The organism is Hydrogenophaga sp. GW456-12-10-14-TSB4 (assembly GCF_059424305.1).
Genome location: NZ_JBWKZH010000023.1, coordinates 1 through 24,346, shown reverse-complemented (window position 1 = coordinate 24,346; position 24,346 = coordinate 1). Strand labels below are relative to the sequence as shown.

Sequence of the window (24,346 nt, the reverse complement as noted above, 5' to 3'; positions counted from 1 at the left end):
AGATTAAGTTACACGGACGTATAAACATGAAACTCATCGACCTCAGCACCCTCCTTGACCCTCAGGACCGAGACCTTCTGCCGCCCGCGCTGAGCGCAGCGGCCGGCGTTGTCGCGCCCAGGATCGACTACCAGCGCCCCGACGAAGCCGAAGGCAAGGACCGCTTCTGCGAGTTTTTCGGCTGCACCCACGAAGACCTGCCCGACGGCGAGGGCTGGGGGTCGGAGATCCTGACCGACATGTCGTCGCACTGCGGCACGCACGTGGACGCGCCGATGCACAGCGGCTCCCGCTGCGCGGGCCAACCGGCGCGCACCATCGACCAGATCGAACTGGACGAGCTGTACTGCCCGGGCGTCGTGCTCGACCTGCGCGCCATGGTGGCGCCTTGCGGTGCGATCACCCCCGAGATGCTGCAAGCGGCCATGGACGCCGCCGGCGTGAGCGACATCGCGGGCCACGCCGTGTTGCTGCGCACCGGGCAGGAACGCTTCCGGATCGGGGAGTCGGGCTTCTTCCAGTACCCCGGCATGACGCGCGAAAGCACGCTCTTTCTCACGGAGCGTGGCGCCAAGGTGCTGGGCACCGATGCGGTCGGCTGGGACCGGCCGTTTGCGACGATGGCGGCGGACTTCCGCCGCACCGGCGACCGCCGCTACCTCTGGGACGCGCACAAGGCCATCACGGAGTGCGAGGCCTTCATCGTCCAGCAGCTCTGCAACCTCGGCGCGCTGCCCGTGAGCGGCTTCCATGTCGGCTTCTTTCCGATCAAGCTGGCGCGGACCAGCGCCGCGCCCGCCCGGGCCGTGGCGTTTCTTTCCGATCACGGGGCGGCCGCATGAAACTCGTCACCTACCGATCGGCGCCCGCGCAGGCACCCCGCCTGGGCGCTCTTCAACCCGATGGCGCCGTCCTGTGTCTCACCTCCCGGCACGCGGGTGACGCGCGCTTCGCCTCCATGGCGGCCCTGATTGCCGGCGGCGAAGAAGCGCTCGCGCTCGCGCGCCGCGCTGCAGAGGCCCACCGGCCCGGTGGCGCCCACGAGGTCCCGCCGGGCGGCTGCACCTTGCTGACCCCTTTGGAGCGACCGCCGCTGATGCGGGATTGGGGCACGATGACCGCACACCCGAAGTTCTTCCTGGAAATGCGCGCACGCCAACGCGCCCAGGCCAGCCCGGACCCGGCGGCGGCCCTGGAAGCGGCGCGCAAGGCCGGTGAGATGGACCTGCCGCCCAACTGGTTCACGGTGCCGCGCTTCTACACCGCCAACCCGCTGAACCTCGCCGGGCCGGGCCAGGCCATCGAGTGGCCCGCCTTTGCCCAGAAGCTCGACTACGAACTGGAGCTGGCCGTCGTCCTGGGCCGCACGGGCAGAGACATCCCCAAAGACCGGGCCCGGGACTTCATTCTGGGCGTGACCCTGTTCAACGACTTCACCGCCCGCGACGTGCAGGCGGCGGAAGGCCAGCCCGCGGGCAAGAGCAAGGACTTCGACGGCGCCTACGCGCTGGGCCCGTGCATCGCCACGCTGGACGAGCTGCCGGACCTGTACCAGCTGCGCGTGACCTCGCGGCTCAACGGCGAGACACAGACCGAGGACAGCACGGCCAGCATGGAGATCGGCTTCGAGGACCTGATCGCCTACGCCAGCCGGTCCTGCACCTTGCACGCGGGTGAGGTGTTTGCGTCGGGTACCTTCGCGCGCGGCTGCGGTGTGGAGACCGGGCGCTTGCTGCAGCCCGGTGACAAGATCGAGCTGGAGGCCGAGCACATCGGCGTGCTGGCGAACACCATCGTCGCGGCCGGTGCGGGAGGCACGGCATGAGCAGCGCGGTCTACGTCGTCGGCGTCGGCATGACGCCCACGGGCAAGTTTGCCGACATCCCCCTGCACCAGCTCACCGCCACCGCCGTGCGCGCCGCGCTGGCCGATGCCGGTGCCACCGCGAAGCAGGTGGACATGGCCTACTTTTCCAACGTGGCCGCTTCCTACCTTCAGGGGCAGCACATGGTGGCGGGGCAGGTCGTTCTGCGCGACCTGGGCATCGTGGGCGTGCCGATCGTCAACGTCGAGAACGCCTGCGCCAGTGCCTCGACCGCCTTCTGGCTGGCCTGCCAGAGCGTGCGATCGGGCAGCGCCGACGTGGCGCTCGCCGTCGGTGCGGAAAAGCTGTTCGATGCCGACCGCGCCAAGTCGTTCGAGATCTTCGGCGGCGGGTTCGACGTCACCCGGGAAAACGAGCTGCTGGCTTACCTGGCGCGCCTGAACCAGGCCGCCGGCGTCCCTGCAGCGGAGGGTGCTTCGTCGGCGCGAAGCATCTTCATGGACATCTACGCGGCGCTGGCCGCGAACCACATGCAGCGCCATGGCCTCACGCAACGGCAGCTGGCCGTCGTGGCGTCCAAGAACCACGCGCACTCGGTGCACAACCCGCTCGCTCAATACCGCCATGCGCTGTCCGTGGACGAGGTGCTGGCCGCTCGCGCCATTGCCTATCCGCTGACGCTGCCCATGTGCGCCCCCATCGGGGACGGGGCGGCCGCCGTGCTGGTCTGCAATGCCGCCGGGCTCCAGCGCCTGTCCGACGCGGCCCCGGTGGCCGTGCTGGCCTGCGAGCTGGTCAGCAGCCTGCCTCGCCGCGACGATGATGCGGAGCTGGCCATCACGCACCGCGCGGCCCGCGCCGCTTACGAGCACGCGGGCATCGGCCCTGAAGACGTTGACCTGGCGGAGGTGCACGACGCCACCGCCTTCGGTGAAATTCTGCAGACGGAAGCGCTGGGCTTCTGCGCCCCCGGCGAGGGCGGGCGCTTCGCCGAATCCGGCGCCACCGCGCTCGGGGGCTCGCTCCCCGTCAACGTGTCGGGGGGGCTCGAATCCAAAGGCCACCCCATCGGCGCCACCGGCCTGATGCAGATCGGCGAACTGACCCAGCAGCTGCGCGGCCGGGCCGGCCCGCGGCAGGTGCCCGGCGCCCGGGTGGCCCTCGCCGAGAACGGCGGCGGCTTCATCGAGAACGAGGAGGCCGTCGCGTGCGTCACCCTTCTCGGTGCAGGGCCCCACGGACGAGCTTGAACAACCTCAACAGGAGACATGACATGAAACGAATTTCCTTCCACCGCCGCCATGTGATGGCCCTTCTGACCGGCATGGCGATGGCCCCGGCGCTGCTGGCGCAAACCGCCTGGCCCAACAAGCCCATCCGGCTGATCGTGCCCGCGGGCGCAGGCACCGGCCCGGACGTCATGGCCCGCTTGATCGGGGACCGGCTGGGGCAGCGCCTGGGTCAGCCCATCGTGGTCGAGCCCGTCCCCGGCGCCTCCGGCATCCTGGGCGCCGACAAAGCCCTGAACGCCGCGCCCGACGGCTACACCTTCCTGTTCGGATTCAACCAGTTGATGACCATGAATCCGCACATCTACGCCAAGCTCCCCTACGACCCGGTGAAGGGCATCGCACCGGTGAGCATGATCTCCAAGGGGGGTTATGTCCTCATCGCCGGCCCGACCGTGCCCTTCGACGACGTGGCCGGCATGATCCAGCACGCCCGCGCCCACCCGGGTGCGCTGACCTACGCGTCCTTCGGCAATGGCAGCGCACCCCACCTGGGCATGGAACTGCTCAAGCAGCGCGCCGGCATCGACCTGCTGCACGTGCCCTACCGCACGAGCGCGGCGGCCAACACCGACCTCATGGCCAACCAGATCCAGGTGAAGTTCGACACGCAGACCTCGGCCGTTCCCCTGGTGCGCAGCGGCAAGGTCAAGGCGCTGGCGGTCACCATGCCCGACAGGCTCAGCGCGCTGCCGACGGTGCCGACCCTGAAGGAATCGGTGCCCGGTTTCGAGCTCACCGGCTGGAACGCGGTGTGGGCCCCTGCCGGTGTGCCGGCTGCGGTGGTGGACCAGATGTCCCGTGCGATCCAGGCCACCTTGCAGGAGCCGGAACTGCGCAAGCGGCTCGGTGACATGGGCGTCGAACCCCAGGGCTCCGCGCCGGGCGAGGTGGAACGGCTGACCACCCAGGAGTCGGCGCAATGGGGCAAGCTGATCCGCGAAAAGGGCATCAAGGCAGATTGACGATGGCACTTGCGACCCTGCACACGATCGCCGATCTGGTCGAGGCGCTGGCGCGCGAGCGCGGCGACAGCCCGGCCCTGACCTTCATCGACCACGCCGCCCCGCTGGCGCAAGGCACCGAGCACCGCACTTATGCGCAACTGTGGGACGCCGCCACGCGGCTGGCCACCGGCCTGTCGCGGCAAGGCTTTGGCCCGGGCGACCGCGCCGCCTTGCTCATGGCCAACCACCCGGCATTCGTGGAGCTGCTGATCGCCAGCAGCCTCATCGGGCTCACGCTCGTGCCCATCGACCCCCGCACGCCGCCCGAGCGCCTGGCCTTCATGCTGAGCAAGACCCGCTGCGCGCTGCTGGTGGCCGAGCCGACCGCCTTGCCGAGTGCGCTGGCGGTGCGCTACACCTGCCCCAGCCTGCGCCTGATCGCCGTGCTGGGCGAGCCGCCTTCGCCATCTGCGGTGACCTACGACAGCCTGATGGCGGACACCGCCTCGCCCGACATCGCCGCACAGCGGCGCCCGGCGGACGAGGACATGCAGATCCTCTTCACCTCGGGCACCACCGGCAACCCCAAGGGCATCGTCTACAGCCACCGCAAATTCACCGACACCGCGCGGATGGCTGCCTCGGCCTTCGGCTACAGGCCGGACGACCGGCTGTATTCCGGCCTGTCGCTCACGCACGCCAACGCCCAGCTGGTGACGCTGGGCGCCGCCCTGGTGCGCGGCCTGCCGGTGGTGTTTTCGCGGCGCTTCAGCAAGAGCCGCATGTGGCAGACGGTGCGCGAACACCGCTGCACCAGCCTGACGCTGCTTGGCGGCATGACGACGGCCGTCTACTGCGCCCCGCCCACGCCCGCCGACCGCGACCACCAGGTGCGGCTGGTGGTGTCCGCCGGCATGCCCGCCACCATCTGGAGCGACTTCGAGCACCGCTTCGGCGTGAGCCTGCTCGAGTTCTACGGCACGGCCGAGGGTGGGCTCACGATGAAGCCGCCAGGGCAGGGGCCGGCGGGCAGCATCGGCCAGCCGCCGCCCACGTTGAGCATTCGCATCGTCGACGACGCAGGGCAGGACGTGGCGCCCGGCGAGCGCGGCCAATTGCTGATCCGGTCTGCGGACGGCACGCCGTTCCAGGTGGCCTACGTGGACGAACCCGAAGCCTCGCAAGCCAAATGCCGCGATGGCTGGTTGTGGACCGGCGACGTGGTGCACCGCGATGCGGACGGCTGGCTGTTCTTCGACTTTCGCATGGGGCACGGCATCCGCCGCAACGGCGATTTCATCGACACCGCGTTCATCGAAAAGACCTTGGCCGAAACGGGCCTGGTCGATGACGTCTTCGTGTTCGGCGTGCCGGCGGCGTCCCGCGTGCCGGGCGAGTCGGACGTGGCAGCGGCGGTCGTCTTTGCGCAGAACGCGCCTGCCGACCAGGGGCTCGCGGTGGCTGCCCTCCGCGCCGCACTGCCCAGGCCGGTGGTGCTGCAGCAGGTGTTGCCTTTGAAGGCCATTCCGAAAACTGCCTCCGAAAAACCTCTGGCCCGTGTGCTCAGCCAGAGGCTGGCGGAGCAGCCGGGCCTTGCGCTCGACTGGCCCGCATGACCGATCCGGAGCGAGCGTCGGGCGGGGGGTGATGCGGAGCCCTATTTGGGGCGCAGCAGGTCGTCCAAATCCTGGGACAGCCTGGTGCGAGCCAGGTCAGGTCGAATTTCGATGGCTTTGCGCCAGTACCGCGCCACGGACTCCGGCGCGACACGGCCTCTCAATATCCAACCCCAGCAGATGTTCTGCAACGCGCCGTTCAACTGCATGGGGGGATCGTGTGGGGCCGGAGTGGGACACGCCGTTGTGGTCAGGCAAGCCAGGTACAGCGGGACGCACCACTCCTGATTCCCCGGATCCAGCGCTTGCGCGTCCCGAAAGTACTCGGTTGCCAGATCGCGGCTGCCGACTTCATAGGCGCTCAGACCGATGTTCGCCATCAAGTTCGCACTGTCCGAGAAGCGGGTGCGGTACTTCCAGAGCGTTGCAAGGCGGTCGCGTGGCGTGCCTCGTGCCGCCTCGCACCAACTCCACCGCGTCAGATGCTCAACCTCCAGGTGCTGTGAGACCAACAGCGTAGGGATGAAGCGGGCGGCATCGTCGCATTTCTGCTGCTGGAGCAGAACAATCGCCAGGAGCCTTTGAATGACTTCACTGTCTGGCGCGAGTGCATGGGCACGGCGGAGGTGGGTCTCGGCGTTCCCGGGTGCGCCGCGCGCGATCGCGAAGTTGGCCAATTGCAGGGATGCCCACGGCTTTTCGTGATGACTCCCTCGCTCCTGAAGGTCGATCAGCAGCTTCTCCGCAGCGACCATGCTCTTCGGGTCCCGATCCGTCTCATGGATGGCCCAGCGGTGTGGATCGTGAAAGACCAGCAACTCGGTGGTGAACTGTTCAAGGTTGATGGTGTCGACCGGAAGCGTCCACGTCCAGGTCCGGCCGCTCGCACCTTCATACCGGGCAGAAATGTCCCGCGCATTCGGACGTGACAGCGTCAGGGACGAGTCCTGAATCCGCCCCAGCGTGCTCAAGGCTTTCCGAAGCATGCCGCCGGCGCTGGCGGGGTCTTGCTGTTGCGCAGAACAGCCAGAGGCTTGCTGCATCCGCGCGCGTGCCTTGCCTCGCTGAGTGGCCACGCCTGACAGTGTGGTGTCCAGCCTCGTGGTGAGCGCGTCAGCGAGCTCTTGAACATCGAGCGAGTCGCACCGAACCCAGAGTGTCTCGCGCTCCGAGATGTGCGTGGCGATCGTCGCCCAGCCGAGCATGGCCAAGCTGTTGCATGCCAGGACGGCCAGCGCGATGCCCGACAACACGGCAGTCTGACGCCGGCGTCCTGTGTTGTGCCTCTGGAAGTATCGGAAGGCCTGACCCGTGAACGCCAGGCCAGCGAGGACCACCGCGATGCCGGCCGCCACAACGACCAACACGAGGCTCCCCATACCCACCAGATCGTCGAACGCGAAGACGTTGGTGGCCTGCGAAAGATCCAGTTGATTCCGCGTCAGCCAAAGGAAAGCGCCAGTTGTCGCACCGCTTGCCAAATTGGAGATGACCACCGCCACCACCATCAGGGCACCCTCAGGCAGCTGCCCTGACGAGTTGCTGCGCCGTGAGAGCGCACCCACCGCGATCGAACACAGGAGCGTTGTGACGGGAAGCAGCGACTGAAACAGGGCCTCTTGGACGGCCGCCAGAAGATCGACCTCGATCGGCGCTCCGACGCGCACAACCCGGGGCATTTCAAGCGACCACTGAACCACGAGTGAGCCCAGAAAAACGCCGACGATCGCCAGCGCCGTCTGCCGAAATGCCAGCCAATGGCGATCACGAAGCCCGCGGAAGGCTGGCGATCGACCAAAGGAAAGGCCCAGCGATGCAAACAACAGAAGTGAGAGCACAAAGTGTATTGCCGTCTGGGCCATGGAGGGCGCGTTCAATGGGCGCCCCGACAGAAGCACGCTGAACAGCGAATCGGCGGCCATCAGCGCGATCGTCGCGGTGAAGATGGCCCCGGGGCCCGGGCCGCGATCGAAATTGAGCGGCTTCAGGCGCGACAGCCGTGAGCCTGCTGAAGGATGAAAGGCCAAGGTGTTCTCACGACGTCCCACAGCGGCCGCGGCGCGCGAGAAAATCTGCCGCATCGCCTGCCGATGCCCGGCAGTTGCCGCGGTGACATCCGCAACATACTCCCGCAGCCGAAGAAAGGTCGTGTAGGCGGCCAGCACGATCGCAAGGCACACAAGCGGCATCACCAGAGCCTGGAAGTAGCCGAGCAGGTTCCGTGGCCGTATGGCACCCAGCAGCGTGTAGCTCGCCGCAATCTGCGCCATCTGGTAGGCGTGAGCAGCGGTGACGAGGATGCTCAACACCACCACCGCCACCGTTGTGAAAACCACGGCCGAATGTGCCACTGCTCCGCGCCAGGCATCACCGTTGGCGATGTGGGACAGCTCGTGAGAAAGAATGGCCTTCAGCTCATCCGGACGGATGAGGGCAAGCCAGGAGAAGGTTTCGGGCAGGATCACCGCCGCTCTTCGTCCGATGAAGTAGACCCTCGCATCGCGAATGCCGTCGCCGCGTGTGACCAGGAGTTTCGGCGTCGGCAGATTCAGTTTTCGGCTTTCGCCTTCCAGTAGCTCATGGGCCTTTTCCGTGATCGGGCTGTGGACCACCTCCTTGATGTGGCGCCGTGGACTGCTCCGCCACAGGTAGGCCGCAGCGATTGAACCGGAGACAGCGAGAGCCAGTGCACTGGCCATCGATGCACCGACGTTGAACGCGGACGATACCGAACTGCCCGTTGCCAGGACAGCGAGCCACACCGTGCCCATGCAGAGGGCCACGACCAGCCAGACCAGCGCGGAGGAGAGGGCTGCCCACACGGTGCCGTCCAGGTCACAAGAAGGGACTGGTGCGGGCTACTTTGAAATCTTCGATCTCGTTTCCACGAGAGCCATGGGCAGTGCGATCGACAGGTGCAGCACCACCTGCTCGACGAGCTGCGTATCCGTCCCCAGGATCTTGGCCTGTTCACGGACACGATGGACGATCCCCGCCACCATCCGCACGTCATCGGGCGATGTTCCGGTCACTTCGGCGGGGGACGCCGTACCGTCCTTCCCGCTGGCGGCGACGCGCTTGAGGGCCCCCTTCAGCTTTTCGACGAACACGTCCTGGAAGGCCTTTCCAAGGACGTCTTTGGCCAGCCAGGTGGCGAGTGGAACCAGGAGCGTGCTTCCCAGCGTCGCCAGGGCGAAATACTCTCCCAGGCCCGACCCCAGGGGATCCGTGCGCCCGCCGGCAGCGGGCAGCCCGTCTTTCAGGCGATCGAATGCGGAGTCCAGGATGGGCAGCTCCTCAGGGCAGAAGTGCCCTACCAGCAAACCCGAAAGATCCTTCTGAAGGCCGATCTCGTCCGTCATGTGAGGCTCCAGTCTGCTCGATACCCTGTGAAGCGAGCCCTGGAATGGTAGCTGTGCCTTCACTTGGTCTCAATAGCCGGGCGCATCTGTTGGTGCTGTTGCGTGCACCTTTGGGGGATGTTGGTGGCATGCCGAAACCACAACCATTCCCCCGCCCCAGACAGGCACGACCTAGGCGCGAGAAGCCCGGCGAACCATCTCGACCGCCGCAATGCACACCGTCAACCACGCCACACCAAACGCGAACCCGGCGACCACGTCGCTCGCCCAATGCACCTGCAGGATTACGCGGCTCCAGCCGATGCTGAAAGCCAGGGCCGAGGCCAGCAGCACGCTGGGCAGATGCCAGCGCGGCGGCAGCAAGCGCAGGCACAGATAGGCCAGCATGCCGTACACCACCAGCGAACCCGAGGTGTGCCCGCTGGGAAAGCTGTAGCCGTCGGCCTGCGCGAAGCCGTGGTCGTGCACCGGGCGCACCCGCTCGAAGATGTGCTTGAGCACCCGGTTGAGCAAGCCCGCACCCGCGCACGCCACCACCCAGCCCAGGGCCGTTGAGGTCTGCCGGCGAACGAGCAGCAGCACCCCCACGCCGATCACCAGCAGCGTCAATGGCAAGGGGTCGCCCAGGTGGGTCAGGTCGCCGAAGAAACGCAGGGCAGCAGGGGACAGCTCGCGCGCCAGGGTCTCGGTGAGCCGCACGTCGAACTGGCCGATCTCCTCGTCCGCATCGAACACTTCCAGCATTTCGGCAAACAAAGAAGCCGTGGCGACCAGCACGCCCGCACCGAGCGCGAGGCACACGCCCAGCAACAGAGGGCGTGGCCAACGGTCCCAGGCGGCGTAGGGGCTGTAGCGCCTGAAGGCGATGACGAGGGCGGCGACGGCGATGAGCACCAGCAAGAGGGCGGCAGCAAGCACGGGGACCGCGTGGCGGCCGAGCCATTCGGCCCAGGCGAGGGCTTGGGGGAGATCGTTGTCCATGTGTGCTGGTGCTCTCTGGGCCAGATCGTCAGGGCTGCACACGATTTTTGCACGCGAGGCCCGCCCGCAAAAAGCGCGGCTGTCCTACAGCCTCGTGAGCCGGCAGTGCTCACCATGTTCTTCTAACGCAGGATGGATGGTCATGTCGATTTCTCCTGCTGTCGTTCGTCGAGCAACTACAGGGTGCCCACAGGGGGCGCCTTGCAGGTCAACCCCACAGGAGTCTGATATGTCTTACATCGATGGTTTCGTGATCGCAGTTCCCACCGCCAACAAGCAGAAGTTCATTGAACACGCGCGAAAGCTCGACCCGATATTTCTCGAGCTGGGCGCTACGAGGGTGATCGAGGGCTGGGGCGACGACGTGCCCGACGGCAAAGTCACCGACTTCCGCCGTGCCGTCCAGGCGACGGCCGAGGAGACTGTGGCGTTTTCGTGGGTCGAATGGCCGGACAAAGCCACTCGCGACGCGGGCATGAAGAAGATGATGGAAGACCCGCGCATGGACCCGTCCACCCCCGGCAACCCGCCCATGCCCTTTGATGGCAAACGCATGATCTTTGGCGGCTTTGAACAGGTGGTCGAAGTGAAGGCTTGATGGGGCGTTGGGGGGGGGGCGGTTGCGCTGCGCCTGGATGTGCGCAGCGCGCGCTTCGCTTAGCAGAGCAGAAACCATCACTCACGTCCTCGCTTGAATGCAACGTGGACTAAGCGTCTTTGGGCCTCTTGAACCTAGCGGAGCCATGACCTACGTGATCTCGTAGCGACTCCGCTCAGCGGTCCCAGCGAGCACGGGGACAGCGTGGCGTCCGAGCCATTCAGCCCAACGAGGGCTTGGGTTAAGTCGTTGTCCCTTGGCAGGGTGGTCACGAAGTGCGAATGTGGCCCGCCACTCTGAGCGTCGGACCTCGCAATATTGATGCTTTAGGTTGGAAACGATTCTTGCACGCGAGGCGGCATAGGTCTGTTTCAGACTGGCCTCGGACAGTCCTCGTCACCGCTTTGAACAATCGTTCTCGCAAATGGCGGTCCTTGAACAGATCACATCGAGCGGTAACGGAACTGTCAGAACGTCCGACACACCTGCATTTAGAGGTTTAACTGCCGTCCGAAGGCCCGGGATATGTCTTGCCCGCTGAAAAGATACTTCAGACCCAGATCCGTGATTTACGACACTTTTGGTGTGATCAAAGATGTAACCAGAAGTGATAGAGTGCCTCCAGATTCAAGGATGGCACTATGCGATTTTTAAAAAATGGCAAGAGGGAGGAGTCGGCTGCAAAGAATGGATTGCTTCCGGCAGTGTGCAGATTGCCCAACCTGTTGGCATCTATTTCCGTTCTCGTGTTCCTGAGTGGTTGCGTCACCATGCAGGGCCCGACTGGTTTGGTCAAAGATCTGACGATGCCTTTTGGGTTGGCATCGACTGGACTAAGCGATATGTTGAGCACGCAGGTGCGCGAGCTCAAGTCATTGGTCGGTGCTTCAAAGTTTGCTGAGGCAGATGACTATTTCAACCGCAATTCAGACTACTTTGAGAGTCGATACAAGGATAGTTCAACGCCGTTGCCACCGGAGTTTTCCCAGCTCTCGGAGTATGTTTGGACGACCCGGTATCAAGACAAGGTTTCGCGGGCGACAGTTGCACTGAAATCGGTCACGGCGATACCCGACAGGGCGGGATGGCCAGCCTTGTCAGCTCAAGTCAAAGCCGCATCAATTGCTGCGGCAACTTTGTCTGAAGACAGGCTGCTTCGGCTTACGAAGCAGGGCATCCCTCAGAGAGATCTGCTGGTTGCGGAATTGGCGCGTATCCACGCCATGGCGCGTGAAGGAAAGGTACTCGCCGTCGGCGCGCTGGCAGATGATGTTTTCTCCACAGGATCGCACGAGCCTTCGTACGTTGGCGAGCTGAAGATTGAACGCTCGGACTTTGTCAGCTCGGGACCATTTCAGCAGGCTGCAGTTTCTCGCATTCAGAGCCTTTCGAGTCTCGAAGAGACCCATCTGCGAGCCAAAAATTTTACCGAGTACCTCAGCCCACAGAGCAAAGAGGCGGTCGACCGCGCATACGTCGAGCTGGCGCGGCGCCAACTTTATGCAGATGGACGCATCACGCTTGAAGAGGTGGGGGCTCTTAGTTCCGCCAAGCCTCCTTTTGGAACGTCTGCCGATGCGCTTCGCTCGCTGGTAAAAATCGGGTACGTGGATCTCACCAGCGCGAGCTTCAAGGATCGCAACATTTTCGATTTTGAAGTTTCCTTTGATCGCGACGTTGAAGTAGCGTTTCAGCCAGCAACTGAAGCCATCTTCACAGCCTCGAATCTGAGTCAATATGACTTCGTGTTCGTCACGGACTTAACTGTGGCGAAGGTGAGCCGTGAGTTTAAAAGCAAGAGCGAGATCAAGAGTCGCTTCCAGTCAGATACGCGGCAGACACCAAATCCTGGCTATGTGGATGCGATGACTCGGTATCAAACGGCCATGTCGCAGTATCAGCGAGCCCAAATTAGTAGCGCGATGCCCAAGGCATGCCAGGGTTGGGGCTGTGTGTTGCAAGGCCTTGCCGACGGGGTGCAAAGTGCCTCCACGCGCAGCCAAGTCGAGCAGGCTTCGAGCGCGCTAGCCAACACACCGCAGACGCTGACCGTTCCTGTGTATGCTGAGTATGCGTACCAAGCCGTGGACATCAATGCACAAAAGACCGCCCAGGTGAACTATTACGTGATTGACGTGAAGGCAGGTCGTACTTTGAAGAACAACTTCACAGTCAATGATCAAGAGACTTTCAATGTTGCGTACAACGTGCACGAAAAGGACCCGCAGCATTCAAGCATCTCGCGCAACTTGAAGAATGAGAAGGAAGTCTCTGATTGGGAGAAGCGTCCGATAAGCGTGTCACTGTCGAGCTTGTTCAGCCCAGCAGGGCTGAAGAGTGCGACCCAAGATCCGTTCCAAAACGTTCAGGCATTTCTTCAAACGCTCAACTCGAGAAGCTACGCGGCTGCGGGGCCTACCTATGCCTCAAACTCCTCGATGACCACTTCGCGCACAGTCTCTACCCAAACCATCGCAGATGAACGGTTTGACAGCGTGGTCATAGTTCGCAATTCCAAGGCCACAGGGACCGGGTTCTACGTCACGCCGGATCTGATCCTGACGGCTTTCCACGTGGTGGATGGCAACTCCCTGGCAGAAATCACCTTTCACGACGGTACGAAGTCCTACGGTCGAGTAGTTGACCATGACATTCGTTTGGATTTGGCTCTTGTTCGCGCTCAGACGGCTGGAAAACCCCTGAAGATTCACGAAGGGCCGTTGCGTCTTGGAGAGACGGTCGAAGCCATTGGACATCCCAAGGGGTACGAGTTCACTATCACACGTGGAGTCATCAGCGCGGTTCGCAAACAACGCAGCGCGACGATTGCCTCTGAGAATTTTGTGGAGTTCATTCAAACGGATACGCCAATCAGTCCGGGAAATTCGGGTGGCCCGTTGTTGCTTAAGGATGTTGTTATTGGCGTGAATGACTGGATTCGTGTGGACAAGGGGTCGCAGAATTTGAACTTCAGTGTCTCATTCAATGAAATTCGCAACTACCTCAACAGATTCCAAGGACGCTGAAATGCGCAACCGTATCCGTATGCCTCTAGCTGCTTTGGTCGCCATGACCTTGGCTGGTTGTGCATCAACTTTCCAAACACCAGGGTTCCAAATCGGAAGCTCGGTGTCAAAAAATCTGTTCGTTTCGCCCGACCAGTTTGCCAATCGGCAAGTCCGTGTTCGACTTCGGAACTCGTCCGGCGACCCCGCCATAGATATGTCGAAAATCCGCTCGACCGTGGAGGAGGGACTTCGCTCGGCGGGCTACTCTATTGGTAGCGACACCGCCGGAATCGTGATGGACATCAATCTCTACTTCATGGGCACCGTCGCTAATGGTCGAGTGCAAGCAGGCAATGAGGTTGGGGCGTTGCTTGGGGGCGTGGCTGGATACGAGGCAGGACGACGCGCTGGCGGTATTTCGGCCGCGTCTGGCGTGGTCTTAGGTGCCGTGGCAGGGGCAACTCTTCAGGAGGTTCTGCGTGCGCACAACGAGTACGACTCTTACTTGGTCCTATGTGACGTCAACATCGGTGTGGTTCGCCAAGAGAACAAGGCTCGGGACAGCTTTGTGATTGGAGGAAACCGGATGGAGCACAGGCGCGATGACGAACGCGCGACGTTTGACTCTTTCGCCATGCGCGAGACGGTCAAGCTTGCGGTTTACGCCGGTGACCGGCGAGAGAACCGCGGCTACGTCGTTGGAGCGATTCAGGACAGGCTTTCAAGCGTGGTCGCGAACCTCATCTGAGATAGGGGGTAGGCCCGCTACCGGCAACTTTCGAGGCAATTCCGCAGACGCGGTTCCGAAGTCCACTCTAGACTGGACTAGGACATTCACCTTCGTCTCGGGACCAGCAACTCCCGACCCGGAGCGGCCATATCGGAGATGCTTGTCGAGCTTGGTCAGGTTTGTCGGATCTGTTATGCCCACTCATCCACCCGCCAGTTAGAGCCAACCGGTTGATTTCAAACACTTTTCAGGGGCGGCATGCGACTTTGTTTAACGACTGCTGTTGTGGGTGCCGGGTGTTTTGCCGGTTTAAATCAAAGTTAGAAGCGTAAGGAGCCTCGGTGCATTCGCAAATCCTTGAATTCATCTTTGCGGGCGAGAGCGAATCTCTAGAACTCAAGACGTCTGTCCGTGATCCGCAGCTTCTCGCCAAGCTGATTGGCTCCTTTGCCAATGCACAAGGGGGCAAGATTGTTATCGGCGTCAAGGAGCCTCCAGAGGTTGTTGGGGTAGACGAAGTGCTTGCGCGCCGTGTCTACGAGGCAGCCCGAAAACGTCTAGTCCCAGAGCCGAATACCAAGTTATCGATCGTCGAAACGGAAGGAAAGCGCGTCGCCGTCATTGACGTGGAGCGGTCGGCCGAGATCGTCCTGTCGGAAGGCAGTGCATTTGTGAGGGCGGGAACGATGACCCAGCCCATGGCCTGGACGCAGATGCGGCAGCATCTCCCGTCTCAGCCGAGTTCGGCCACGATCGAATCGCTCACCAAGGCCATAGAGCGGCAATCGAAGCTCATTGAAGAAATGCATGAGCAGATCCGAGAATCGAACACTTGGCAGGCGCGTTGGAAAGAGCGGGGTGTCGGCTTCTTCCTTGGTGCTCTAGCATCAGTGATTGCATCGGTTGTCTATGCGCGCTTCTAATCATTCGTTCCAAAGGACTGCCTTCGGCAGCCGCTAAATTTCAACGTTAGACCTCACAAACCACTATGTCTGCCGTTCCGGGACCAACACAGCGATGGTTGCTTGGCTACTCCTGCGTGCTTCTTCAATGCCTTGATGCGGACCGCCGGGAGATTCCAGGAGCCTTCGCAAGTGGGTTCCTGCGACGCGAAGATGATGCCTGCTTTCTCTACACCTGTTGGCATGTAGTCACCGGCTTCGATCCGTACAGCAAGCAGGTACCGCCAACACCCCCGACGCGACGCTGCTACCTACGCATCTCGTTGCAGGGAGCAACTGGGCTTACCTCCAACGTATTGGAGCCCGGGGGTCACCGGAACAGCACCTTTGTGATTGGAGACGCGGGCGCCCAGCGGGTTGCAGGTCTACAAAGCATTGACCTGCCGTTGTACGCCGAGCAAGGCGATCAGTTGCGGCCCCAGTGGCTTCAAGATGAGCAAGACACCCCTCATGTCGAGCTCAATGCCCTTGGTCTCCGCGTACCGTTCTGGCACGACGCCGTAAAGTTGAAGCTTCCGTCCGAACTGCAGGTCGCTGAGGTTCAGCTCACGGACAACACTCGAGTACTCGGTTCCGACATGATTGTTCCTGGCGACAAGATGCTTGTCGCAGGATATCCATACGGGTTTAGCGCCAACGGTCAGAGTCAGCCCACGCCGGTTGTCCTCACGCGATTTGTGGCCGCTGTAAACGTGCCCGACCGGCGACGTCAGTATTTGCTCGAGAGCATTGGCGGAGCCGGCATGTCGGGCGGGCCGGTGTTTGTCGAGAGAGGCACCGATGTCCTTCTTGTTGGCCTGTACACCGGGCTCGTTTATCCAGACTACCTTAGTCCCGCGCCCCAACTGACTACAGCTCTCGGAACCGTCGCAGACATCTCCTTTCACCTACACGGCCACTTGAACTTTCTGCGACCGTCAACGCCGTGAGGTCTAACCCTTCGCTCGAGCGGACATCCACCGGCTTAGCCCGCGGCGCGCTGTCGTTCATCATCCGCCTCGCGGGCCAAGCCGCTGGCTGCCGCTCAGCTCAAACGTTAGAGATCGCCATGAACAAGAACTACCTCCAGCTATTGCAGAAGCGTGTTGGCGGCACATCCGTCGGTGCCTCCACCGCAAGAGGCATGGGACCCGCCGGCACGATCCAGGCCGCTCGGAAGTATCTTCAGGGCGTCAACATCAGCCGCTTCGTAGAGAGCAATGAGAGCGCCTTCCGTGCTGAACTTGAAGTTGCCACGCTTGAATTGCAGAAGGCCCTTCCTAAGGAAGCTCGATATTGGGGTAGTGCCAGAAAGTTTCTTAACATCTTCCTTCGGAGCTGCGCGTACAACAAGTACGTGTGCGAGCAGTACCGGCTCGACAAGATCGAAGCGTGGCTGGAGGTGCCGATAGACAGCCACGTTGCGAAGGGACTGAAAAGGGAAGGAAAGCGTGGAGCGTTACCGCGCTGGAGAACCGTCATTCGCCTTACGCCGAGCGAGCACTTGGCGTATCAAACATTCGCGTCTGTAGTAGCAAAGCAGGAAGGCGTGCTCCGCGTGCACCTTGATGTGAAGTACTGGCGCCGCGACGCCTAACTATCAATCGAGAGGCATGACCCGGCTTGCCGGGTCATGCCTCTCATGTCAAACGTTAGCCCACCGATGCCCCAGAACTACGGTCCCCACTGTCAAGGCTGCCCGCTGGAGCATGCGGAACACCTACCGGCGACGTTCCGAAGCTTCCGCTCAACGCCACTGTCTATGGAAGATAACGGGAGCTCGGTACTCTTGATCTTCCAAGCACCTGGTGACGAGGAGTGGGAGAGCGGACGGCCGATTTCTAGTACCAAACCTCACTCGGCCGGCGCACGATTGCTCGATGCCTTTGGTCGCGCAGGAAAGACTCGAGCAGACTACAACATCACGAACACCGCGCAATGCTTTCCTGGCAAGAACGCACAGGTCAAGGACAAGCGCCCTCGAGACAAGAGACCTCCTGCCAAGGCACTCGAACACTGCTCCCATTGGCTCCGCGCCGACATCGAAGCACTGCCGTACCAGACTGTTGTGGTCTTTGGCTCACCAGCACGAAATGCCGTTCGATCCCTTGGCTATGCAAATGATCCGAGATTCCAGTTCGTCAAACATCCAGCCGGTGGGTTGTCCGATGCGGAACTTGACGCCGCGGTGGGCTAACTCTTCGCTCGAGCGGACCGCCACCGGTGTGGCGCCGCGAGGCGGAGGATAGACCTGAGAGCCTCGCGGCGCCACACCGGTGGCGTCCGCTCAGCTCAAACGTTGAGCCGCGTCCACATCGGCGCAGCTTCCGCTTGTGGCCGACAGCAGGCTCTCGACATACAGATCTGAATGACAGCTCCCGCTGCATAGGCGCCTCTCCAAAACACCGCCGAACGCCCACAGAGGTCAAAAATGTGATTTCACCGACTGGCGTTGTAGCTGTCAATGAAGGGCGGCAAGGCGCGCCTGGCGCCCGGCTGCACTCAGGCGTCTTGCCTCAATAGGCCCCCATGTAGTCGCGCTTACCGATCTCAACGCCGTTGTGGCGCAAGATGGCGTAGGCGGTGGTCACGTGGAAGAAAAACTGCGGCAGACCGTAGTGCAGAAGATAGGCGCTGCCGGTCAGCTTCTTTTCCTTGGGGGTGCCGGGGCGCAACACGATTTCGCGGCTCTCACTGGCATCAAATTGCTCGGGCTTGAAGGAGCCGATGTGGGCCAAGGCCTTGGCGATCAAGGCTTGCAGGTCCGTGAAGCTGGCTTCCGTGTCGGGCCAGGAAGGCACCTCGGCACCCGCCAGGCGGGACGCAATGCCCTTGGAGAAGTCAGCGGCGATCTGTACCTGACGCACCAGCGGAAACATGTCGGGGAACAGCCGCGCCTGCAGCAGCGCGTTGGGATCGATATTTTTTTGCGTCGCGTGGTCTTCTGCCTTCTTGAGCACATCGGACAGGGCGCGCAGCATCTGCTGCAGGACGGGAATGGAAGCGGTGTACAGCGGGCTGGTCATGGGGAATTCACTTTTTAAATGGGACAGGATCGTGGAGGCTAACAGGACACGGTCACCCCCGCACTGGCCGACGAGACGGGTGCCCGCTGCAGATTCTTACTGTGCGCAACATGAATTCTTTGGTTGTACTGAAGTAAAGTCTCCCCCGCTCACGAAAAAGGTGAGCGCGGGCCTGAGAACCCGGGATCTTGTCGCGGCCAGAAGGCCGCTGTAAACCGCTAGAACAGCGGCCTTCATCATTATTTACGCTTGCTTTATGGCGGCCTGGATGGGAAGCCGCGAGGCTTGCCGGTTTTTCGCGAGAAGATCCCCGGTTCTCAGCCCGTTCGGGCCGCCGCCACTCTGTCACGTGGCGGCGGCTGTTCCCCAACGAACAGGGAAGGCAGGCGCCATATGCCCAAGCTGCAGCACAAGCAACAGAAGCTCGCCGTGTTGATCGATGCGGAAAAGGTCTCTCACACGCTGATCCGTTCCATCCTGTTGCGCGCCGCCTGTTACGGCGCGCTCATCGTCAAGCGCGCGTACGCCGACTGAACGCGGCCGAACATGAGCCGCTTCAAGAACGTACTGCTCTACAACGCCATCGAGGCGGTGCAGCTCTTTCCGTATGCCAAGGGCAAGAACGCGGCCGACATCATGCTCAGCGTGGAGGCGATGTCGCTGGTGAACACGGGGCAGTTCGATGCGGTCTGCCTCGTGTCGTCAGACAGTGATCTCACACCGCTGGCCTTCGGCGTGCGGCGCGAGGGTGTCCGTGTGTATGGCTTCGGCGCGCGGCAGACGCCACGGGCTTTCGTGGCCGCCTGCACCAGCTTCATCTACACCGAGTCGATCGAGGCGGCCTCTCAGGCCACGTAGGCGACGATCTCGATCTTCATCCCCGGCACCACCAGCGCCACGCCGGCGCTGGACCGGTTGGGCCAGGGCGCGCGGAAGAACTCGCGGTACACGGCGTCGATGGCCGGCATGTCGGCCACGTCGGTCATGTAGATCAGCACCTGCGCCACGTCGTCCATGGTCTTGCCCGCGCGTTCCACCGCGCGCTGCAGGTTGCTGAAGGTCAGGCGGGCCTGCTGTTCGATGCTGCCGGTGGTGTCCACGCTGCCGTCTTCGCGCACCGGCCCGTGGGCGGTGTAGAGCACGCCGCCGGCGCGCACCATCCACGAGAACGGCTGCTTGAACGGCGGCAGGCCGACGTCGATGATTTCCTTCATCGTTACGGCGGTGCTCAGTCGGCCATGATGCCGGTCTCGCGGATCACCTTGCCGTAGCGCTCGTTGTGGTACTGGTTGATCTTGGCCAGCGCCGACGGGTCGCCACCGGCCGGGATCAGCGCCATGGTGTTCATGCGCGCGATCACGTCGGGCATTTTCAGGATTTCATTCAGGTGGCTGTTGAGCGTGCGCACCACTTCAGGCGGCATGCCTTTGGGGCCCATGAAGCCTTGCCAGGCGCCGACTTCGGCGTCCTTCACGCCCGATTCGGCCAGGGTGGGCACGTTGGGCGCCAGCGGCGAGCGCTGCGGGTCGGCCACCGCCACGGCCACCAGCTTGCCCTGGCTGATGTACTGGGCCACCGGGCCGAGCGTGGTGTACAGCATGGGGATGTGGCCAGCCACGATGTCGACGACGGCGGGCGCGACGCCCCGGTAGGGCACCTGGGTGATCTTCACGTCGGCCGAGCGGTTGAACATCTCGCCCAAAATGTGCATGGGCGAGCCGCTGCCGGGGCTGGCGTAGTTGGTGAGCTTGCCGCTCTTGGCGGCAGCCACCACGTCCTTCACGGTGTTCAGGCCTGAGCCGGCGTGGGTGATGAGGAACAGCTGTTGCGTGCCGGCCAGCAGGATGGGCGTGAAGTCGGTGAGCGGGTTGTAGGTGGCACCGGTGCCGGGCTTGAGCACCAGCGGGGCGGTTGCGATCGTGTTGGGCGTGAACAGCAGCGTGTGGCCGTCGGGCGCGGCCTTGGCCACGAACGAGTTGCCAATCGTGCCGCTGGCGCCGGTCTTGTTCTCCACCACCACCGGCTGGCCCACGCGGGCCTGCAGCTTCTCGGCGAAGGTGCGCGCCAGGGCATCGGTGTCGCCACCGGGCGGGAAGGACACGACGAGCGTGATGGTCTTGCTGGGGTAGGTCTGCGCCAGTGCGCTGCCCACGGGCAGGGCGAGGGCGGCAGCGGCGGCGAGCGCGGTGAGCAGCAGGGGGCGGCGGGCGGTCATGTTCGATGTCTCCTAGGGTGTCGTTGAGCTGGCAGGGAAAACAAAAACGAAACAGGCGGCGTCAGAACACGCCGGTGAACGAGCCACCGTCGAGCAGGATGTTCTGCCCGTTGATGTAGCCCGCGTGCACGCTGCACAGGTAGGCGCAGGTGTGGCCGAGTTCGCTGGGCTGGCCGATGCGGTGGGCCGGGTGTTTGGCCAGGCGCGCGGTGCGCACTTCGTCCACGGTCTTGCCCTCGCGCTTGGCTTGCGCGGCGAAGTTGCTTTCCAGGCGCGCGGTGTCGAAGGTGCCGGGCAGCAGGTTGTTGATGGTCACGCCGCGCGCCACGGTGGTGCGCGCCAGGCCCGACACGAAACCGGTGAGGCCGCTGCGCGCGCCGGTGGACAGGCCCAAGCCGTCCAGCGGCGACTTCACGGCGCTGGAGGTGAGGTTGATGATGCGGCCGAAGCCGCGCGCCATCATGCCGTCCACCGTGGCCTTGATGAGTTCGATGGGGGCGAGCATGTTGGCGTCGATCGCGCGGTGCCAGGTCTCGCGGTCCCAGTTCCGGAAGTCGCCCGGCGGCGGGCCGCCCGCGTTGGTGACGAGGATGTCGAAGTCGGGGTGCGCGGCAAAGATGCGCGCGCGGCCTTCGTCGGAGGTCACGTCGGCGGCGACGTAGCTCACCTGGCCCGCGCCGTGCGCGGCCAGGCGTTCGGCGGCTTCGCGCAGCGGGCCTTCGGTGCGCGCGGCGATCACCACGTGCACACCGTCTTTCACCAGCGCTTCGGCGCAGGCATAGCCCAGCCCCGAGCTCGCGCCGCACACAAGTGCCTTCTTGCCTGCAATGCCCAGGTCCATGGTGGTTCAGCTTTCGTTGGTGAGGGGTTGGGCCTGGCGCAGGTCCACGTCGAGCCGGGCCCAGGCGTCGATCTCCACGCGCAGCTCGGGGAACACGAGGGCCTGCACGGCCACCAGGGTCGAGCACGGTGTGTGCTCGCCGAAGAAGTCGCGCCGCGCGCGGCCGACTTCGTCCTTGTCGGCGATGTCGGTGAGGTAGACCACGGTCTTGGTCAGGTTGTGCCGGTGGCCGCCGGCGGCTGTCACCAGCGCTTCGAGTTTCTTGAGCACGACCATGGCCTGGTCGTAGGCGCCCAGCGGCGCGCCGCGCTCGGCGGCCTGGCGCGTGGCGGGGTGGCCGGTCATGCCCGAGACCACCACTTCCTGGCCGATGCGGTAGCCGTTGGTCCAGCTCGCGGTGGGCAGGTCGGGCACCTGCGGGCACTGGATTTTTTCGGCGACGGTCACCATCATTGGCCTCCGGCCTTGACGCGCTCGATGATGCGTTCGCGCACCGGCACGAAGTCGTAGGTGGGGTAGCACTCGGTCTGGAAGACGCCCCAGGCGGAGCGCTCCAGTTCGAGGTTGACGCGGCCCAGCAGGTGCGGCGGCACTTCGAGCGTGACGATCTGGCCCAGGCCCATGGCCACGGTCCACGACACCACGCGCGTGCCTTCCACCGGGAAGCGCTCCCACCATTCGCTGGCCTTGAGCTTCGCCTGCACGTCGTCCAGCGTGAGGCCGGCGTGGTGTTTCAACACGAGGGTGATCAACACATTGGCGGCGGCGTCGCTCATGGCGTTCACTCCATCGTGATGTTGCGGGCCTTGATGACCTTGGCCCAGCGCGCGGTTTCTTCGCGGATGTGGGCGTCGAACGCGGCCGTCTGGATGTCCCAGGCGCTCAGGCCCTGGCCTTGCAGGCGCTCGCGCACGGCAGGCTCGGCCAGGATGACGGCGGCGTCACGCGCGAGTTGTGCGACCACGTCGGCCGGCGTGCCGGCGGGCGCCAACAGGCCGTACCACGAAGGCACCACCACGCCGGGCACACCCAGTTCGGTCAGCGTCGGGATTTCCGGGGCCGTGGGCGTGCGCACGCTGTCGGTCACGGCCAGCGCGACCAGCTTGCCGCTGCGGATGTGCGGCAGCACGGTGGGCAGGTTGCTGAACATCAGGGGCACGGTGCCGCCGAGCACGTCGTTGATGGCGGGCGGCGTGCCCTTGTAGGCGACGTGCAGGATGTCCACATCGGCTTGCGACTTGAACAGCTCGCCCGCCAGGTGCAGGCCGCTGCCCACGCCGGGCGACGCGTAAGAGAGCGAGTCGGGCTTGGCCTTGGCGCGCGCAATGAGTTCGGCCACGCTCTTGATGCCCGTGGCCGGGTTCGTCACCAGCACGTTGGGCGTCTTGGCCAGCATGGCCACGGGCACGAAGTCCTTCTGCACGTCGAAGGGGAACTTCGGCATCAGCGTGGGGTTGATGGTGAGGTTGCCGGCGGGGATCACCAGCAGCGTGTGGCCGTCGGCCTTGGCGCGCTTGACGCGCTCCATGCCGATGTTGCCGGCCGCGCCCGGGGCGTTGTCGACCACGGCGATCTGGTTGTAGCGCTTGGCCAGGCCGTCGGCCAGCACGCGGGCCAGCGTGTCGATGGGGCCACCGGCGGGGAACGGGGCGACGAGCGTGAACTTGTCGGCGGCCAGTTGCTTCTCGGCGCCGGTCTGTGCGTGGGCGGTGGTGCCCAGCAGGGCGAGCAGCGAGGTGAGGGCGAGAAGGGTGCGGCGGTGTGTCATGAAAAAACTCTCAACGGTTCAAAGAAACAGAATGGTGCGCCCGGTGCCGGGCACACACCGGTCACGCAAGATGCGTGCAAGGCACGCGGCTTGCGCGAGGCCCCGTCACTCCATCGTGATGTTGCGTGCCTTGATCACCTTGGCCCAGTTGGCCGTCTCGGTGCGGATGTGCGCATCGAAGGCGGCGGGTTTCATCGTCCACTCGGTCATGCCCTGGGCTTTGAGCGTGTCGCGCACATGCGGCTGCGCCAGGATCTCGACCATGTCTTTCGCGAGTTGATCGACCACGTTGGCCGGCGTGCCTGCGGGCGCGAGCAGGCCGTACCACGAAGGCACCACCACGCCGGGCACGCCTTGTTCGGCCAGGGTGGGGATGTCGGGCGCGTTGGGGGTGCGAGCGCGGTCGGTCAGGCCCAGCGCCACGAGGCGGCCGCTTTCCAGGTGCGGCAGCATGGTGGGCAGGTTGCCGAACATCAGCGGCACGGTGCCCGCCATCAGGTCGTTGATGGCCGGCGTCGAGCCCTTGTAGGCCACGTGCTGGATGTCGATGTCGGCCTGGTCCTTGAACAGCTCGCCCGCGATGTGCAGGCCGCTGCCGATGCCGGTCGAGGCGTAGAACAGCGTGCCGGGTTTGGCCTTGGCCGCCTTGATCACGTCGGCCACGTTCTTGAAGCCGCTCTTGGGGTGGGTCACCAGCACGTTGGGCGTGGTGGCCAGCATGGTGACGGCCTCGAAGTCCTTCTGCACGTCGAAGGGGAACTTCGGCATCAGCGTGGGGTTGATGGTGAGGTTGCCGGCGGGGATCACGAGCAGCGTGTGGCCGTCGGCCTTGGCGCGCTTGACCTTGCCCATGCCGATGGTGCCCGCACCGCCGGGGGCGTTTTCCACGATGGCGGTCTGGTTGTAGCGCTTGGCCAGGCCGTCGGCCAGCAGGCGGGCGAGGGCGTCGATGGCGCCACCGGCGGGGAAGGGCGCAACCAGGGTGAACTTGTCGGACGCCAGCTGTTTTTCGGCGGGGGTCTGGGCTTGCGCGTTCCCCAGCAGGGCGAACAGCGAGGCGAGAGCGATGAGGGTGCGGCGAGAGGTCATGTGTCGTTGATTCAGGAGGTGGCCCAAGGCATGGGCGATTCGTTCAAGCCCCAATAGAAGCTCTTCTGGCTGGTGTATTCGAGGATGCCCAGGCGGCCCTTCTCCTGGCC

25 protein-coding genes are annotated in these 24,346 nt (G+C 63.8%); 13 read left to right on the top strand and 12 right to left on the bottom strand.

The window, feature by feature from the left end; all coding sequences use genetic code 11:
• The first annotated feature begins 26 nt into the window (after window positions 1-26).
• From AC07ZS_RS13205 to AC07ZS_RS13185, 5 genes are read left to right on the top strand one after another with little or no spacing between them, the layout of a single operon-like run.
• Window positions 27-842: a cyclase family protein gene (locus AC07ZS_RS13205; RefSeq protein ID WP_494799001.1), complete on the top strand. Its 816-nt coding sequence runs from the start codon at window positions 27-29 to the stop codon at window positions 840-842.
• Complete coding sequence (locus tag AC07ZS_RS13200; RefSeq protein WP_494799000.1) at window positions 839-1,825, top strand: fumarylacetoacetate hydrolase family protein; 987 nt, start codon at window positions 839-841, stop codon at window positions 1,823-1,825. The genes AC07ZS_RS13205 and AC07ZS_RS13200 overlap by 4 nt, the downstream gene beginning before the upstream one ends.
• Window positions 1,822-3,075 (top strand): thiolase family protein, encoded by a 1,254-nt coding sequence (locus AC07ZS_RS13195; protein ID WP_494798999.1) that lies wholly within the window; start codon window positions 1,822-1,824, stop codon window positions 3,073-3,075. The genes AC07ZS_RS13200 and AC07ZS_RS13195 overlap by 4 nt, the downstream gene beginning before the upstream one ends.
• A gap of 23 nt (window positions 3,076-3,098) precedes the next feature.
• Window positions 3,099-4,079, top strand: a complete 981-nt coding sequence (locus AC07ZS_RS13190) for a Bug family tripartite tricarboxylate transporter substrate binding protein (RefSeq protein ID WP_494798998.1) — start codon at window positions 3,099-3,101, stop codon at window positions 4,077-4,079.
• A gap of 2 nt (window positions 4,080-4,081) precedes the next feature.
• Window positions 4,082-5,677, top strand: a complete 1,596-nt coding sequence (locus AC07ZS_RS13185) for a class I adenylate-forming enzyme family protein (RefSeq protein WP_494798997.1) — start codon at window positions 4,082-4,084, stop codon at window positions 5,675-5,677.
• 41 nt (window positions 5,678-5,718) lie between these two features.
• On the opposite strand, the gene AC07ZS_RS13180 is transcribed toward AC07ZS_RS13185, so the two are convergent.
• The 3 genes from AC07ZS_RS13180 to AC07ZS_RS13170 form a co-directional block, all read right to left on the bottom strand.
• Window positions 5,719-8,499, bottom strand: coding sequence for a M48 family metalloprotease (locus tag AC07ZS_RS13180; RefSeq protein ID WP_494798996.1), 2,781 nt, complete (start codon window positions 8,497-8,499; stop codon window positions 5,719-5,721).
• A gap of 36 nt (window positions 8,500-8,535) precedes the next feature.
• Complete coding sequence (locus AC07ZS_RS13175; RefSeq protein ID WP_494798995.1) at window positions 8,536-9,039, bottom strand: hypothetical protein; 504 nt, start codon at window positions 9,037-9,039, stop codon at window positions 8,536-8,538.
• 171 nt (window positions 9,040-9,210) lie between these two features.
• Window positions 9,211-10,020: a phosphatase PAP2 family protein gene (locus tag AC07ZS_RS13170; protein WP_494798994.1), complete on the bottom strand. Its 810-nt coding sequence runs from the start codon at window positions 10,018-10,020 to the stop codon at window positions 9,211-9,213.
• 229 nt (window positions 10,021-10,249) lie between these two features.
• Between AC07ZS_RS13170 and AC07ZS_RS13165 the strand changes: the two genes are divergently transcribed.
• The 4 genes from AC07ZS_RS13165 to AC07ZS_RS13150 all read left to right on the top strand — a co-directional run bounded on the left by AC07ZS_RS13165 (window position 10,250) and on the right by AC07ZS_RS13150 (window position 15,279).
• Complete coding sequence (locus tag AC07ZS_RS13165; protein WP_494798993.1) at window positions 10,250-10,618, top strand: DUF1428 domain-containing protein; 369 nt, start codon at window positions 10,250-10,252, stop codon at window positions 10,616-10,618.
• Window positions 10,619-11,259: 641 nt separating this feature from the next.
• Window positions 11,260-13,644 carry a S1C family serine protease gene (locus AC07ZS_RS13160; RefSeq protein ID WP_494798992.1) on the top strand — a complete coding sequence of 795 codons (2,385 nt, stop codon included), beginning with the start codon at window positions 11,260-11,262 and terminating at the stop codon, window positions 13,642-13,644.
• 1 nt (window position 13,645) lies between these two features.
• Window positions 13,646-14,374 (top strand): complement resistance protein TraT, encoded by a 729-nt coding sequence (traT, locus tag AC07ZS_RS13155; protein ID WP_494798991.1) that lies wholly within the window; start codon window positions 13,646-13,648, stop codon window positions 14,372-14,374.
• Window positions 14,375-14,697: 323 nt separating this feature from the next.
• On the top strand, window positions 14,698-15,279 hold the full coding sequence (locus AC07ZS_RS13150) for an AlbA family DNA-binding domain-containing protein (RefSeq protein WP_494798990.1): 582 nt from the start codon (window positions 14,698-14,700) through the stop codon (window positions 15,277-15,279).
• Window positions 15,280-15,683: 404 nt separating this feature from the next.
• Here the strand turns inward: AC07ZS_RS13150 and AC07ZS_RS13145 are convergent, their stop codons facing one another.
• The gene (locus AC07ZS_RS13145) at window positions 15,684-16,205 is read right to left on the bottom strand and encodes a hypothetical protein (protein ID WP_494798989.1); all 522 of its coding nucleotides are present in this window, start codon (window positions 16,203-16,205) and stop codon (window positions 15,684-15,686) included.
• 161 nt (window positions 16,206-16,366) lie between these two features.
• On the opposite strand from AC07ZS_RS13145, the gene AC07ZS_RS13140 reads away from it, so the two are divergent.
• Together AC07ZS_RS13140 and AC07ZS_RS13135 are read left to right on the top strand one after the other, a co-directional pair.
• Window positions 16,367-16,894: a hypothetical protein gene (locus tag AC07ZS_RS13140; protein ID WP_494798988.1), complete on the top strand. Its 528-nt coding sequence runs from the start codon at window positions 16,367-16,369 to the stop codon at window positions 16,892-16,894.
• Between the two features lie 36 nt (window positions 16,895-16,930).
• Window positions 16,931-17,494 carry a uracil-DNA glycosylase family protein gene (locus tag AC07ZS_RS13135; protein WP_494798987.1) on the top strand — a complete coding sequence of 188 codons (564 nt, stop codon included), beginning with the start codon at window positions 16,931-16,933 and terminating at the stop codon, window positions 17,492-17,494.
• A gap of 319 nt (window positions 17,495-17,813) precedes the next feature.
• Here the strand turns inward: AC07ZS_RS13135 and AC07ZS_RS13130 are convergent, their stop codons facing one another.
• Window positions 17,814-18,323, bottom strand: coding sequence for a DUF1993 domain-containing protein (locus tag AC07ZS_RS13130; protein WP_494798986.1), 510 nt, complete (start codon window positions 18,321-18,323; stop codon window positions 17,814-17,816).
• Between the two features lie 393 nt (window positions 18,324-18,716).
• On the opposite strand from AC07ZS_RS13130, the gene AC07ZS_RS13125 reads away from it, so the two are divergent.
• On the top strand, window positions 18,717-18,857 hold the full coding sequence (locus tag AC07ZS_RS13125) for a hypothetical protein (protein WP_494798985.1): 141 nt from the start codon (window positions 18,717-18,719) through the stop codon (window positions 18,855-18,857).
• A 12-nt stretch (window positions 18,858-18,869) separates the two neighbouring features.
• Window positions 18,870-19,181, top strand: a complete 312-nt coding sequence (locus AC07ZS_RS13120) for an NYN domain-containing protein (protein WP_494798984.1) — start codon at window positions 18,870-18,872, stop codon at window positions 19,179-19,181.
• Here AC07ZS_RS13120 and AC07ZS_RS13115 read toward each other — a convergent pair.
• The 7 genes from AC07ZS_RS13115 to AC07ZS_RS13085 form a co-directional block, all read right to left on the bottom strand.
• Window positions 19,169-19,537 carry a RidA family protein gene (locus tag AC07ZS_RS13115; protein WP_494798983.1) on the bottom strand — a complete coding sequence of 123 codons (369 nt, stop codon included), beginning with the start codon at window positions 19,535-19,537 and terminating at the stop codon, window positions 19,169-19,171. The two genes, AC07ZS_RS13120 and AC07ZS_RS13115, sit on opposite strands and share 13 nt — an antisense overlap.
• A gap of 14 nt (window positions 19,538-19,551) precedes the next feature.
• A complete protein-coding gene (locus tag AC07ZS_RS13110; RefSeq protein ID WP_494798982.1) occupies window positions 19,552-20,538 on the bottom strand; it encodes a Bug family tripartite tricarboxylate transporter substrate binding protein in 987 nt (328 codons plus the stop codon).
• A gap of 61 nt (window positions 20,539-20,599) precedes the next feature.
• The gene (locus AC07ZS_RS13105) at window positions 20,600-21,379 is read right to left on the bottom strand and encodes an SDR family oxidoreductase (protein WP_494798981.1); all 780 of its coding nucleotides are present in this window, start codon (window positions 21,377-21,379) and stop codon (window positions 20,600-20,602) included.
• 6 nt (window positions 21,380-21,385) lie between these two features.
• Window positions 21,386-21,832, bottom strand: a complete 447-nt coding sequence (locus tag AC07ZS_RS13100) for a RidA family protein (protein ID WP_494798980.1) — start codon at window positions 21,830-21,832, stop codon at window positions 21,386-21,388.
• Window positions 21,829-22,155, bottom strand: a complete 327-nt coding sequence (locus AC07ZS_RS13095; protein WP_494798979.1) for a hypothetical protein — start codon at window positions 22,153-22,155, stop codon at window positions 21,829-21,831. The genes AC07ZS_RS13100 and AC07ZS_RS13095 overlap by 4 nt, the downstream gene beginning before the upstream one ends.
• A gap of 5 nt (window positions 22,156-22,160) precedes the next feature.
• Complete coding sequence (locus AC07ZS_RS13090) at window positions 22,161-23,147, bottom strand: Bug family tripartite tricarboxylate transporter substrate binding protein (RefSeq protein WP_494798978.1); 987 nt, start codon at window positions 23,145-23,147, stop codon at window positions 22,161-22,163.
• A 105-nt stretch (window positions 23,148-23,252) separates the two neighbouring features.
• The gene (locus AC07ZS_RS13085) at window positions 23,253-24,236 is read right to left on the bottom strand and encodes a Bug family tripartite tricarboxylate transporter substrate binding protein (RefSeq protein ID WP_494798977.1); all 984 of its coding nucleotides are present in this window, start codon (window positions 24,234-24,236) and stop codon (window positions 23,253-23,255) included.
• Window positions 24,237-24,346: the final 110 nt, after the last annotated feature.

Coding starts and splice junctions, on each gene's coding strand:
- AC07ZS_RS13205 (WP_494799001.1), top strand. CDS start 27: ATGAAACTCATCGACCTCAGCACCCTCCTTGACCCTCAGGACCGAGAC.
- AC07ZS_RS13200 (WP_494799000.1), top strand. CDS start 839: ATGAAACTCGTCACCTACCGATCGGCGCCCGCGCAGGCACCCCGCCTG.
- AC07ZS_RS13195 (WP_494798999.1), top strand. CDS start 1,822: ATGAGCAGCGCGGTCTACGTCGTCGGCGTCGGCATGACGCCCACGGGC.
- AC07ZS_RS13190 (WP_494798998.1), top strand. CDS start 3,099: ATGAAACGAATTTCCTTCCACCGCCGCCATGTGATGGCCCTTCTGACC.
- AC07ZS_RS13185 (WP_494798997.1), top strand. CDS start 4,082: ATGGCACTTGCGACCCTGCACACGATCGCCGATCTGGTCGAGGCGCTG.
- AC07ZS_RS13175 (WP_494798995.1), bottom strand. CDS start 9,039: ATGACGGACGAGATCGGCCTTCAGAAGGATCTTTCGGGTTTGCTGGTA.
- AC07ZS_RS13170 (WP_494798994.1), bottom strand. CDS start 10,020: ATGGACAACGATCTCCCCCAAGCCCTCGCCTGGGCCGAATGGCTCGGC.
- AC07ZS_RS13165 (WP_494798993.1), top strand. CDS start 10,250: ATGTCTTACATCGATGGTTTCGTGATCGCAGTTCCCACCGCCAACAAG.
- AC07ZS_RS13160 (WP_494798992.1), top strand. CDS start 11,260: ATGCGATTTTTAAAAAATGGCAAGAGGGAGGAGTCGGCTGCAAAGAAT.
- traT (WP_494798991.1), top strand. CDS start 13,646: ATGCGCAACCGTATCCGTATGCCTCTAGCTGCTTTGGTCGCCATGACC.
- AC07ZS_RS13140 (WP_494798988.1), top strand. CDS start 16,367: ATGAACAAGAACTACCTCCAGCTATTGCAGAAGCGTGTTGGCGGCACA.
- AC07ZS_RS13135 (WP_494798987.1), top strand. CDS start 16,931: ATGCCTCTCATGTCAAACGTTAGCCCACCGATGCCCCAGAACTACGGT.
- AC07ZS_RS13130 (WP_494798986.1), bottom strand. CDS start 18,323: ATGACCAGCCCGCTGTACACCGCTTCCATTCCCGTCCTGCAGCAGATG.
- AC07ZS_RS13125 (WP_494798985.1), top strand. CDS start 18,717: ATGCCCAAGCTGCAGCACAAGCAACAGAAGCTCGCCGTGTTGATCGAT.
- AC07ZS_RS13120 (WP_494798984.1), top strand. CDS start 18,870: ATGAGCCGCTTCAAGAACGTACTGCTCTACAACGCCATCGAGGCGGTG.
- AC07ZS_RS13115 (WP_494798983.1), bottom strand. CDS start 19,537: ATGAAGGAAATCATCGACGTCGGCCTGCCGCCGTTCAAGCAGCCGTTC.
- AC07ZS_RS13110 (WP_494798982.1), bottom strand. CDS start 20,538: ATGACCGCCCGCCGCCCCCTGCTGCTCACCGCGCTCGCCGCCGCTGCC.
- AC07ZS_RS13105 (WP_494798981.1), bottom strand. CDS start 21,379: ATGGACCTGGGCATTGCAGGCAAGAAGGCACTTGTGTGCGGCGCGAGC.
- AC07ZS_RS13100 (WP_494798980.1), bottom strand. CDS start 21,832: ATGATGGTGACCGTCGCCGAAAAAATCCAGTGCCCGCAGGTGCCCGAC.
- AC07ZS_RS13095 (WP_494798979.1), bottom strand. CDS start 22,155: ATGAGCGACGCCGCCGCCAATGTGTTGATCACCCTCGTGTTGAAACAC.
- AC07ZS_RS13090 (WP_494798978.1), bottom strand. CDS start 23,147: ATGACACACCGCCGCACCCTTCTCGCCCTCACCTCGCTGCTCGCCCTG.
- AC07ZS_RS13085 (WP_494798977.1), bottom strand. CDS start 24,236: ATGACCTCTCGCCGCACCCTCATCGCTCTCGCCTCGCTGTTCGCCCTG.